8 protein-coding genes and 1 pseudogene are annotated in these 10,955 nt (G+C 70.9%); 7 read left to right on the forward strand and 2 right to left on the reverse strand.

What is annotated here, in order from left to right; translation table 11 throughout:
• A pseudogene (locus STRIP9103_RS36420) lies at nt 1-418 on the reverse strand (type VI secretion protein); the annotation flags it as partial.
• A gap of 276 nt (nt 419-694) precedes the next feature.
• On the opposite strand from STRIP9103_RS36420, the gene STRIP9103_RS36425 reads away from it, so the two are divergent.
• From STRIP9103_RS36425 to STRIP9103_RS36440, 4 genes are all read left to right on the forward strand, one after another.
• Entirely contained in the window at nt 695-1,582 is an 888-nt protein-coding gene (locus STRIP9103_RS36425; protein WP_009331778.1) for a glycine betaine ABC transporter substrate-binding protein, read from the forward strand.
• Between the two features lie 136 nt (nt 1,583-1,718).
• Nucleotides 1,719-2,078, forward strand: coding sequence for a hypothetical protein (locus STRIP9103_RS36430; protein ID WP_009331779.1), 360 nt, complete (start codon nt 1,719-1,721; stop codon nt 2,076-2,078).
• 150 nt (nt 2,079-2,228) lie between these two features.
• Nucleotides 2,229-3,218, forward strand: coding sequence for an ATP-binding cassette domain-containing protein (locus STRIP9103_RS36435; protein WP_009331781.1), 990 nt, complete (start codon nt 2,229-2,231; stop codon nt 3,216-3,218).
• Nucleotides 3,215-4,036, forward strand: a complete 822-nt coding sequence (locus STRIP9103_RS36440) for an ABC transporter permease (RefSeq protein ID WP_009331784.1) — start codon at nt 3,215-3,217, stop codon at nt 4,034-4,036. Before STRIP9103_RS36435 ends, STRIP9103_RS36440 begins: the two co-directional genes overlap by 4 nt.
• On the opposite strand, the gene STRIP9103_RS36445 is transcribed toward STRIP9103_RS36440, so the two are convergent.
• The gene (locus STRIP9103_RS36445; protein ID WP_009331782.1) at nt 4,014-7,199 is read right to left on the reverse strand and encodes an ATP-binding protein; all 3,186 of its coding nucleotides are present in this window, start codon (nt 7,197-7,199) and stop codon (nt 4,014-4,016) included. The two genes, STRIP9103_RS36440 and STRIP9103_RS36445, sit on opposite strands and share 23 nt — an antisense overlap.
• A 223-nt stretch (nt 7,200-7,422) precedes the next feature.
• Between STRIP9103_RS36445 and STRIP9103_RS36450 the strand changes: the two genes are divergently transcribed.
• The 3 genes from STRIP9103_RS36450 to STRIP9103_RS36460 all read left to right on the forward strand — a co-directional run bounded on the left by STRIP9103_RS36450 (nt 7,423) and on the right by STRIP9103_RS36460 (nt 10,896).
• Complete coding sequence (locus tag STRIP9103_RS36450; RefSeq protein ID WP_078614171.1) at nt 7,423-8,781, forward strand: phosphatase PAP2 family protein; 1,359 nt, start codon at nt 7,423-7,425, stop codon at nt 8,779-8,781.
• A 96-nt stretch (nt 8,782-8,877) separates the two neighbouring features.
• Complete coding sequence (locus tag STRIP9103_RS36455; RefSeq protein ID WP_048821627.1) at nt 8,878-9,597, forward strand: polysaccharide deacetylase family protein; 720 nt, start codon at nt 8,878-8,880, stop codon at nt 9,595-9,597.
• A gap of 174 nt (nt 9,598-9,771) precedes the next feature.
• On the forward strand, nt 9,772-10,896 hold the full coding sequence (locus STRIP9103_RS36460; RefSeq protein WP_181800335.1) for an SGNH/GDSL hydrolase family protein: 1,125 nt from the start codon (nt 9,772-9,774) through the stop codon (nt 10,894-10,896).
• Nucleotides 10,897-10,955: the final 59 nt, after the last annotated feature.

The raw sequence follows: 10,955 nt of genomic DNA on the forward strand, positions 1-10,955 counted from the left end.
GGGCCTCCCGCGCGGGCTGGGCGCGCCTCTGGGTCGGTAGCGCCTTCTCCCGCGCTTGTACGGCCCTCCAGCGGGCCAGCGTGCCCATGACGAAGACGGTCAGGACGATGAGGACCATGAGCTGGCTGATGAAGAGGCCCCAGACGAGGCCGTAGCCGGAGAGCTGGGCGGACGGGGTGTCCGGCCAGGCGGCGGCGATGTCCTGGGGATCGGAGAGCAGGCCGCGTACGGCCATGGGTGTGCGGGTGAACGTCACGCCGTCGGGCCAGGAGCCGTGGGCGAGGAGGCCGGCCAGACCGGTGGCCGTCCAGACCAGGAGAGTGCCGCCCAGCAGGAAGCCGAGGACGGCGAGCAACAGGCCGTCCGGGATGCCGCCGCCTCCGCTGCCCTGCTGGGGGTGCCGGTCGTCTGGTCTCATCTCGCGCCGCCGTTCACGCCGTTGCCGTTTCCTCCGCCGCGGCTCACGCCGCCGCTTCCCCGTTCACGCCGTCACCGTTCACGTCGTTCCCCAGCCCGGGCAGACCGTTCAGGCCACCGTGGACTCGGAGGAGCCGTACCCGTCCACGTCGCTCAGCTGGTGTTAGACGAAGGCGGCTGCTCGTTCCTCGGCCTACAGTCCGCTCCCACCGCACAGCGCCGCCCGCCCCCACCGACCAGTGGTGTCCCGTGACTCCGTGACTCGAAGTGGTGTTCAGTGACTCCTCCAGGAATTCGCCCCCGGCTCCGCCCGCTCCACCTCGCCGCCGCCGCGCTCTGCTCGCTGGTGTTCCTCACCGGCTGCGGCACCGGTACCGGTCCGAACACCGGCTACGCGGACCGCCAGGACACGACGGTGATCGGCACCGACTCCTCGGCGGAGAGCCGGGTGGTGGCGGCGCTCTACGGCGAACTCCTCACCGACGCCGGTGTCGAGGTGAAGACGGCCACCACCCGTTACGCCTCGCCCGCCGACACGGCCCACGCCGTGGTGGAGGGCGAGATCGGCCTCGCCCCGGCGTACGAGACGACCATGCTGCGCGCCCTGCCGGGCGGTCAGACCATGCCCGGCAACATGAAGGCGACGCTCAGCATGGCCCTGCCTCCGGGCATCGTCGCCCTCGCCCCGGCCAAGGCCCAGCACGGGCTCGTCGTCGCCGTCACCCGGGCCACCGCCCGTGAGCACGGCCTGAGTTCGCTCGCGGACCTGGCCGAGGCCGACGGCCGCCTCACCCTCGGCGGCTCCGCCTCCGGCGACCCGGACGCCCCGTCCGCCGCCGAGCTCAAGAAGGCCTACGGCGTCACCCTCGCCCCGGCCGGCACGTCGAAGACAGCCGACGTGCGCGTCCTGCGCAGCACCGATCCCGCGCTCACCCGCGACGGTCTCGTCGTGCTGACCGACCCGAAGAGCGTCGTGCCACCGGAACACGTCTTTCCGCTCGCCGGCGCCCCCTATGCGAGCGTATCCGCCCGAAAGGCCCTGGCCCGCATCAACTCCCGCCTGACCACGGAGGAGTTGGCCGAGCTGGCCGCATCCGTCGAAGCAGGGGCGTCCCCCGACGAGACGGCGCGCGACTGGCTGCGGGCCGAGGACCTGCTGGGCTGACCGACCCACCCCCGAGCCCACGCACCCCCGACTCCCGAACTCCCGAACTCCCGCACCTCTGACTCCCGAACTCCCGAACTCCCGCACCTCTGACTCCCGAACTTCCGAACTTCCCGTAAAGGACGGTAGTAACGACATGCGCGACCTCAGGCGAAAGCTCACCATCGCGACCCTCGCCGCGGCCTCCGTCTTCGGCGGTCTGGCGATGCCCGGAACGGCCAGCGCCGCCACGGCCAACGTCCAGCTCAGGATCTGCGACGACAAGGGGACCGGGCTGAAGTTCTACATCGTCGGCAAGAACGACCACGGTGACTGGGGCGGCTCCCGTTTCTGGGACGTCCCGGCGCGCGGCTGCACCACGGCCGCGGACTACTGGTGGGAGAGCAACAGGTCGGTCGAGTTCCACTGGGTCCGCCCCGGCACCGGGTGGAGCTGGAAGCAGCTGTACATCCCCAAGTCCAAGAACGGCAGCACCAAGGAGTTCAGGATCTCCTAGTCCCGCGCCCCCCACACCCGAGGGCCCCGACCGTCTCCCGGTCGGGGCCCTCGGCACAGCCGCCCGGGTTTCAGTGTTCTGAAACCCTCACCCGAGGGCTGAAACCGCGTTGAGGCCGTTCTGAACCGGCGCTGCCGCAAGCTCTGCGGCATGACGACGACGAACCAGGAACTCGCGATCGCAGCCACCGGGCTGCGCAAGTCCTACGGGGACAAGACGGTCCTCGACGGCATCGACATCCATGTGCCCGCCGGCACGGTCTTCTCGCTTCTCGGGCCGAACGGCGCGGGCAAGACCACGGCGGTCAGCATCCTGTCCACGCTGATCTCCGCCGACGGCGGCCAGGCGCGGATCGCCGGGCACGACCTCACCGCCGAGGCCCAGGCGGTACGGGCCGCGATCGGTGTCACCGGTCAGTTCTCCGCCGTGGACGGCCTGATCACCGGCGAGGAGAACATGCTCCTCATGGCGGACCTGCACCACCTCTCCAAGCGTGAGGGACGGCAGGTCACCGCCGAGCTGCTGGAGCGGTTCGACCTCGTCGAGGCCGCGAAGAAGCCCGCCTCCACCTACTCCGGCGGTATGAAGCGCCGCCTCGACATCGCCATGACCCTGGTCGGCAACCCGCGGATCATCTTCCTCGACGAGCCGACCACCGGCCTCGACCCGCGCTCCCGCCACACCATGTGGACGATCATCCGCGAACTGGTCTCCGGCGGCACCACCGTCTTCCTCACCACCCAGTACCTGGAGGAGGCCGACCAGCTCGCCGACCGCATCGCGGTGCTCAACGACGGCAGGATCGCCGCCCAGGGCAGCGCCGAGGAGCTGAAGCGGCTCGTCCCCGGCGGCCACGTACGGCTGCGCTTCTCCGACCCGGTGGCGTACGAACAGGCGGCGATCGCCCTGCGCGAGACCTCCCGGGACGACGAAGCCCTCACCCTGCAGATCCCCAGCGACGGAAGCCAGCGCGAGCTGCGCGCCGTCCTCGACCGGCTCGACGCCGCCGGCATCGAGGCCGACGAGCTGTCCGTGCACACCCCCGACCTGGACGACGTGTTCTTCGCCCTGACCGCCGGCCCCGTCTCCTCCCGGTCCACCGACAACGCCCGCTCCACCGACAAGGAGACCGTCCGATGAGCACGACGACGAGCGCCGCCCCCCAGTCCCGGCGGGCCCATCCCTTCCGCGACAACCTGACCATGCTGCGGCGCAACCTCCTGCACGCCCGCCGCTATCCCTCCCTCACCCTCAACCTCCTCCTCACCCCGATCATCCTGCTGCTGCTCTTCGTCTACGTCTTCGGCGACGTGATGAGCGCGGGCATCACCGGCGGTCCCGCGGACCGTGCCGACTACGTCGCCTACCTGGTCCCAGGCATCCTTCTCATGACCGTGGCCATGACCTCGATGGGCACCGCGGTGTCCGTGGCCACCGACATGACCGAGGGCGTCATCGCCCGGTTCCGCACCATGGCGATCTCCCGCGCCTCCGTGCTGATCGGCCATGTGATCGGCAGCGTGATCCAGACGCTGATGGCCCTGGTGCTGGTGTTGGGCATCGGGCTGGCCATCGGGTTCCGGCCCGGCGCGACGCCGGTGGAGTGGATCGCCGCGGCCGGGCTGCTGGCCCTGTTCAGCCTCGCGCTGACCTGGATCGCGGTCGGCATCGGCCTGGTGAGCCCCAACCCCGAAGGCGCCAGCAACATCGGGACGCCGCTGGTGATGCTGCCGTTCCTGTCCAGCGCGTTCGTGCCGGTGGACGCCATGCCGGGCTGGTTCCGCTGGTTCGCCGAGTACCAGCCGTTCTCGCCCGCCATCGAGACCCTGCGCGGGCTCCTGCTGGGCAGCGGGATCGGCACCACGAACGCCGTGCTGACCGTCGGCTGGTGCCTGGGCCTGGTCGTACTGGGTTACCTGTGGTCCAAGGCCCGGTTCAGCCGTGAGCCCCGCCGTTGAGTTCCCGCAGGGCCACGGCCCGCAGCTCCTCCCGCCCCAGGGCGGCGTACCTCGACACCGCGTCGGCGTACGCCGCCCTGTCGGCGTTCTCGGCCGCCTGCCGGGACCGGGTGAACGACAGGGTGGGGTACTCCCGCACCGCCGGCATCCGCTCCGCCAGCGCCACCAGCCGTACGGCCGCCCTGTCGCCCCGGGCGAGACCGGCCAGGCCGAGCGCGAGCAGTACGGTGCCGTACACCGGCAGTTCCACCGGAGCCCTGTCACCGGAGGACCCGGTGGAACCGGACAGGCCCGCGGGGCTGGACAGCATCTGCAGCAGCCGCTCCCGCAGTCGCCCGGCCAGCCCCGCCACCGGCTCCAGCCGGCCGTGCTGCGCGTGTGCCGCCAGCGCGGCCGACTGCACCTGGAGCGACCATGGATCCACGAACGGATCGTCGGCATGCCGCAGGCTGTACTCCCGCGTCCGCTCCGCCGCCTGCCGCCACAGCCCGAGCCCGACCTCGGTCAGTCCCCGGGCCAGCGCGATCTCCGCCCGGGGCGGCAGATCGGTACCGAAGATCAGGGCGTCCTCCGACTGATTCTCCGGGGCCGCCAGTCCCAGCCAGTACTCCGCCTCGTCGACCTCCCCGCGCTGGAGGCAGGCCAGCACCAGCCCCGCGTGGATGCCCATCGTGTCCGACCGGGCGACGAACTCGCCGAACGCGTCCAGCGCGGCCCGCAGATGTTCGTACGCCTCCGCGCCCCGCTGGGACTGCAGGCACAACTCGCTGAGCCGCCCCCGGCTCAGCAGCTGCAGGGCCGGATTGCCGAGCGGCCCCACGGTGTCGAGCATCCGGCGGGCGTACTCCAGCGCACGCTCCACGTCGTGCTCGGCCTCCCACACATAGCTGGCGACGCACGAGGCGATGCCCGCCAGCAGTGGCTCGTCGGCGTCACAGAGCTCCCGCAGCCGCGCGTACTCCGGCGGGTACATGTCCGGGACGGCGCACAGGACGAGGGCCAGCGCCCGCGTCGGCGTGTCCGGTGGGGCGGTCGGCAGCCGGCGCAGTGTGACGAGGTGGCGTACGGCGTGCGGGCCCAGGCCCATGAAGAGGCTGGCGGCGCATGTCGTCGCCGCGCTGCGGGCCGTCTCGACGTCCTCGAGGTACTCCGGGTCCTCGGGGCCCGGGCGGAAGTGGGACAGCGGCCCGCCGGTCTCGGTGGCGAGGGCGGCGAGCCGGGCGTAACTCGAGTCGGTGGCCCACATGGAGGACAGCACGGCGGTGAGGGCCGCGATGGTGGGCCCGTCGTCGCGGGCCAGCGCGTACCGCAGGGCCAGGACGAGGTTGTCCTGCTCGGCGCGGATACGTGCCCAGGCGGCGGATGACGGGCCGTCGCCGAACAGCACATCGTGGTGGCGGCGGCCGAAGTCCCGGGCCCAGCACAGGAACCGGTCGGTCACCGTCTCCTCCTCGCCGGCCTCGGCGCGCCGGGCGGCGCTGAACTCCCGCAGTGTCTCCAGCATGTGGAAGCGCACCCCGGACGGGCTGTCGCCCACCTTGACCAGGGACTGGTCGGCGAGCTGTTCCAGCAGGGCCAGCGCGTCGCCGGTCTCGCCGAACACGTACTGGGCCGCGTCCTCGGTGAAGCCGCCGGGGAACACCGACAACGCGCGCAGCGCCGCCCTGCCGTCGGGCTCCAGCAGGTTCCAGCTCCACTCGACCACCGCCCGCAGCGTGCGGTGCCGCTCGGGTGCGTCGCGGGCGCCGCCGCGCAGCAGCGCGAAACGGTCCCGGAGCCGGTGGGAGATGTCGGCCACGGACAGCACCCGCACCCGGGCCGCGGCGAGTTCCACGGCCAGCGGCAGCCCGTCCAGGTGACGGCAGATGTCGGCCACCCGGTCGGCGGGCAGCTCCACACCGGGCCTCGCCGCCCGCGCCCGCTGCTTGAAGAGCTCGACCGAGGTCGCCAGGGAGAGCTCCGGCAGGGCGTACACGGACTCCGAGGTCAGCCCCAGCGGAGCCCGGCTCGTGGCCAGGATCCGCAGCTCCTTCGAGCGCGACACAAGCGCCTGTACGAGATCGGCCGCGCCGGGGAGCACATGTTCGCAGTTGTCCAGCACCAGCAGCGCGGGCCTGGAGCCCAGCGCGGCGACGATGCCGCTCACCACATCCCCGGAGCCGGTGAACTGTCTGCCCTCCCCGGCGCCGACGGCCGAGGCCACCTCACCGGCCACGTCGTCGTCGGCGGTGACACCGGCCAGGGGGACGAAGTGGACCACCGGTTGCTCGGCCGCGCGGCTCACCGCGTGGGAGAGGCGGGTCTTGCCCAGTCCACCGGGACCGACGACGGTGACCACCCGGACCTCACGCAGCAGTCCGGCCACGGCGGCGATGTCCGCGTCCCGGCCCAGCAGCGGGTTCGGCTCGTGGGGCACGCCGTGGCGGACCGGCACCGCATCCGCGTTCAGCAGTTCCTGGTACACGGACCTGAGCCGGGGACCCGGATCGGTCCCCAGATCGTCGCGCAGCCCGCGGCGATAGGCGTCGTACCGGGTCAGCGCCGCCGCCCGGCCCGCGGTGGCGGCCTCGCAGCGCAACAGCTCCGCCAGCACCTCCTCGTCCCGCGGCAGTTCCCGGGCCAGCTCGGTCAGCGGTGCCGCCGCCTCCTCCCGCCGCCCCAGCCGGGCGAGTGCGAGTGCCCGGGAGCGAACCAGCGAACGGAAGACCCGGACCCGGTCGACGCGCAGCGCCACCACGGGATCACGCAGGTCCTCCCCGGCACCGGCGCCCACGCTGCCGTCCCACAGCGCCAGCCCCGCCTCGGCCTGCGCCAGGGCGCCTTCGTGATCCCCCGCCCTCGCGCGCTCGGCGCTCGCCGCCTCGTACAGCAGCAGCGCGGAACTGTCGATCCGAGCCTCGCCCAGGGTCAGCCGGTAGCCCGTGGGTGTGCTCGCGATCACATCGGCACCCAGCTGCGCCCGCAGCCGCGACACCAGGATCTGCACCGCTTTGCCCGGCCGCTCCGGCAGCTCGTCCGGCCACAGCCCCTCCACCAGCCGGCCGGTGGTGCAGCCGGCGCGCGGATCCTCGGCGAGCAACGCCAACAGCCCGCGCAGCCGGGGTGCGGTGATCTCCCGCCCACGACAGGCGACTTGGGACAGCAGAGCCAACTCGGTGGTCACCCCCGAAGATTAGCCAGCGGAAAGCCGAACGTTTTCCCCGTTGTGACGAGGCATGTCGGATCGGCACACTCACGGAGGCCGGAACCCGGACCGCGATCCTTCCGTCTTCCTGCGACGGGATCCCTGTCCGAAAGGTGACCGGCGAGACCAACTCCGACCTTTACCCGACAACTAACAAATCGGCCAAAAATTGAGATATGTGATATCGCGGGCCTTCTCGCGAATGAACTGCGGAACAGCGTCCGGCATATGGCGCCGGCCCCGGGCGAGACTCTGGGCCGTGGCGGCTGTGGCGGCCCTCGCATTCCTCATCACGCTGGAGATCGCCGCGCGTCGCTACGGCCTGCCAGGGCCGATTACCAATCAGGTGCAAGAGGTGATATTCCGCCCCAAATCGGGGCCTCTGTTGTACGCCGGTATGGCGTTGATGATGGTGGTGCTCCCCTGGCGGCAACGTTTCATCGCGGCCGGTGTCGCGATCGGCATCGACGCCGTCTTCTTCCTGGTGCGATGGGCGGTCGACGCCAGGACGTGCTTCGGCAACGGCGCGTTGTGGGTGGTCCTGGGCTACGCGGTCATCGCCCTCACACGCCGCACCGGCCGGGAACGTGTCCTGCTGCTGAAGGGCGTCGGGCTGGCCCTGCTGCTGGTGGCCGGCCGCAAGACCGGCGACACCTGGCTGCTCATCACGGCGAAGACCCGTCCCACGGTGCTCGACCAGTATGTGGCGACCGCCGATCACGCGCTGGGCGACCCGTCATGGCTGGTGGGCCGGATTGTCACGGCCACCGGTCCGGTCGGCATCCATCTTCTCGACTGGGTCTACGTTCAGCTCGCGGTGGCCGCGGTCGTCGTCGCGCTGTACCAACTGCGTGACGTGGCGGTCGAGCGCCGCTTCCCGAGCCATCATGTGGTGCGCACCTTCCTGGCCATCGGCCTCCTCGGACCGGCCATCTACATGATCTTCCCGGTGGTCGGACCGATCTTCGCCTACGGAACCGGCAGCGAGTACTGGGCGTCGGCCAACCTGTGGCCGGAAACGCCGCCCAGCGCGCACTGGGCGGTGGCCAACCTGTGGCCGGACACATTGCCGACCCATGCCCCGCACCCGATGCCGTTCGACGAGACCACTCCGCGCAACTGCATGCCCAGCCTGCACACGGCGTGGGCCACCGCGATCTTCATTCATTCCCGCAAGGGCCCACGGCTGCTGCGATTCGCGGGCGCGTTCTGGCTGATCGCCACGCTCGGCGCGACGCTGGGCTTCGGCTACCACTACGGCGCGGATCTCGTCGCCGGCGTGGTGTTCGCCCTCACGGTCGAGGCGGCTCTGCGCTCGCTCGCACGTGGTTGGGACCGATCGGGAACCCAACTCGTCGCTTACGGCGCAACGGTCTTCGCCGCGCTCCTGGTGTCCTATCGCTATCTGCCGACGGAGATGGCCGAACATCCGTGGATGTCCGGACCACTTCTCATCCTGGCGATGACCTCGGTGATCTACGGCTACGTACGGACCGTCAGACGGTGGGAACCGAAGCCCGCGCCGACGCGGCAACCGGAACCGCGACTCGAACCGGTTTGAGTGTCGTACAGGAAGTCGTACAACGCACGGGCATCCAAGGGCACTTCGGGTTCGTCTTACAGGGAAGTCAACTGCCTTTCCCTGGAAGAGGATCCGATGCAACGACGCCTCGTCACCTCGGCCATCACCGCTGCTCTTTGCGGCACCACGCTGGCCGGCACCGCCACGTCCGCCTCCGCCGCCCCACCCCTGACCGTCGACTGCCGCAAGGTGAAGTGCGTCGCCCTCACCTTCGACGACGGGCCGGTCGCCGACACCCAGCGGCTGCTGCGCATCCTGAACGACCGGAACGTCAGAGCCACTTTCTACGTCGTCGGCAAGAACGTCCAGAAGAACCCGGCAACGGTGCGTTCCGCGGCGCTCGCCGGCCACCAGATAGGCAACCACAGCTGGGACCACGCCGACCTGACCAAGCTCAGCACCGCGAAGATCAAGTCGCAGTTCTCCCGCACGGACACGGCGATCAAGCAGGCGACCGGCACGAAGCCCACCACCGTCCGCGCCCCCTACGGCGCCCACAACGCGGCTGTCCGCACCGCTGCCGGTCGGCCGCTGGTGCACTGGAGCATCGACACCCTCGACTGGAAGTACCGCGACACCGCCCGGCTCATCAAGACCGTCAACGCGCAGACCAGGCCGGGGGACATCGTCCTCATGCACGACATCCACAAGACGACGGTCGACGCGGTGCCGGGCATCATCAAGGCCCTCAAGGCACGCGGCTTCCACTTCGTGACCGTCGACCAGCTCTTCGCCCCGAGCAAGCTGCCCGCCGGGAAGGTCACGTACCACAACCGCGGTGCCTATCGACCGTGATCAGATGCTTTCGCGAGGGGATGACGGGAGGCCGCGCGGCGGTCACCTTGAACAGCGGCCCCTCGTGGGAGCGCTCCCGCGCGGTGTAGCGGTGTCACCGTGGGCCGTCGGCCGCCCCGCACCAGGGCTTCCGCTTCCCGCTCGGACCGTCCCCCACCAGCAAAGGATGGCCATATGCAGACGCCTCCGCCCCGTGGTCGTTTATCCCGAAGGGCGTTGGTGACCGCCGCCGCCGCGGGCCTGGTCACCGCCGTCGCTCCCCCCTCGGAGGCAGCCACGGCCCAGGCCCGGTTCCACACGGTGGGCCGGGTCAAGAGGGACGCCGACGGGTCCGTGCGGTACACCTGGCCCGGCATCTCCTTCGAGGGCCGGTTCCGCGGTACCGGCATCGGCGTGGTTCTCGACGACTCCGACAACGACTACGACGTCCAGATCGACGGAACCACCACGGCCACCCTCGTGACCCCGGGCCGGACCACTTCCTGGATCGGCGGTCTCGCCGACACCGAGCACAGGGTGCGGCTCGTCAAACGCACCGAAAGCCCGTGGGCCGCGGGCCGGTTCGGCGGGTTCGTCGCCGCTCCCGGAGGCGTGATCCTCGCGAGACCCCGGGCACGGAGCAGGCAGATCGAGTTCATCGGTGACTCCAACACCGCGGGCTACGGCAATGTCTCCGGCACGCGTGACTGTTCGAGCAACGGAGGAGTCAACCGGAACAGCAACGCCGACCTGGCCTTCGGCGCCCTCACCGCGCGAAGCCTCGACGCCGACCACCAGATCAACGCCTACTCCGGCCGAGGCATGGTCCGCAACTACAACGGCGGCAGCCCCGGCACCGACTTTCGCACCTACTACGACCGGGCCCTGCTGAACGTCGAGGGCGACGTCTGGCGGAAGCCGGCCACCTGGCGGCCCCAGGTCGTCGTGGTCGGACTGGGCATCAACGACTTCTCGACCCCCCTCAACCCGGGCGAGCGCTGGACGACGGAGGCCGAGCTGATCGCCGCCTACGAGACCGCGTACCACGGGTTCCTCGACAAGCTGCGTGCCCGGTACGGCCCCAGGACGTTCATCGTGGTCGGTGCCACCCGCGTCGGCAGCACCAACGCCTTCGCCCAGACCGCCGAGCGGATCGCCCGGACCCGCAACGGACAGGGCGACCACCGGGTCGGCTACTGGTACTACGGCGACGCCGATCTGGACCACCTCGGCTGCGACTGGCACCCCTCCGCGCGGGACCACCGGATCATCTCCGGCCTGCTCACCGACTACCTCGCGACCCTTCCGCTGCGCTGGTAGCCGATCCGAGGACCGGCGTCCGCCGCCTGCGCAGCCCGCCCTGCCCGCGCGGACGAGTA

This window comes from Streptomyces ipomoeae 91-03 (assembly GCF_000317595.1).
Classification (GTDB): Bacteria; Actinomycetota; Actinomycetes; order Streptomycetales; family Streptomycetaceae; genus Streptomyces; species Streptomyces ipomoeae.

Excerpts from the sequence above, each read along its gene's own strand:
- STRIP9103_RS36430 (WP_009331779.1), top strand. The coding sequence starts at position 1,719 with ATGCGCGACCTCAGGCGAAAGCTCACCATCGCGACCCTCGCCGCGGCC.
- STRIP9103_RS36435 (WP_009331781.1), top strand. The coding sequence starts at position 2,229 with ATGACGACGACGAACCAGGAACTCGCGATCGCAGCCACCGGGCTGCGC.
- STRIP9103_RS36440 (WP_009331784.1), top strand. The coding sequence starts at position 3,215 with ATGAGCACGACGACGAGCGCCGCCCCCCAGTCCCGGCGGGCCCATCCC.
- STRIP9103_RS36450 (WP_078614171.1), top strand. The coding sequence starts at position 7,423 with ATGAACTGCGGAACAGCGTCCGGCATATGGCGCCGGCCCCGGGCGAGA.
- STRIP9103_RS36455 (WP_048821627.1), top strand. The coding sequence starts at position 8,878 with ATGCAACGACGCCTCGTCACCTCGGCCATCACCGCTGCTCTTTGCGGC.
- STRIP9103_RS36460 (WP_181800335.1), top strand. The coding sequence starts at position 9,772 with ATGCAGACGCCTCCGCCCCGTGGTCGTTTATCCCGAAGGGCGTTGGTG.